A 619-nucleotide genomic window follows, 5' to 3' on the forward strand; every position below is an offset into this window, starting at 1 on the left:
AATTGAGTACTCATATCCAAGCACAAGGTACGAGTAATGATAGCTCCGTTCGCTCTCTTGGGGTGATAGAGTGGAGCGCAAGGTATCGTCATGATATCGACTTCAATCAAGCGCTTAGTGTTAAGCTGGGCCAGTTTTTCTTACCGACCTCAATGGAAAATATAGATCGCTTCTGGGAATCCCCTTATACCATTAGCTACTCTTCGCTCAATAGCTGGATAGGTGAGGAGTTTCACCCTATCGGCTTAGACATGTCTTATCGTTATCATTTTGATAGTGGGCCAGAGTTATCGGCAGCTGCAACGATCTTTGGTGGTAATGATTCAATGGGCGCTTTGTTGGCCTATAGAGGTTGGACTTACGGGCGTCAGCGCACGGTATTGGGTGATGTATTGGCCTTGCCTGAGCTCAGCAACCTTCAATACGGGCAGATTTTTGCGGGGCAGCGAGATGACGGTACTAAACCTTTTGGTCTAGATCTTGATGGTCGGCCAGGGTATGCGCTGAGGTCATCACTGGCTTTGGATGAGCTGAATATAAAGCTCACTTGGGTCGATAACCGGGGCGATACGACACTTCTACATGCAGAATATGCCTGGAAAACCCGCTTTGCTATGGC

At 48.0% G+C, this 619-nt stretch carries 1 protein-coding gene; it reads left to right on the forward strand.

The window, feature by feature from the left end; all coding sequences use genetic code 11:
• Nucleotides 1-619: hypothetical protein (locus A3763_RS28265; RefSeq protein ID WP_197482799.1), on the forward strand; the 619-nt coding region annotated here is incomplete at both ends.

Source organism: Oleiphilus sp. HI0128 (genome assembly GCF_001635365.1).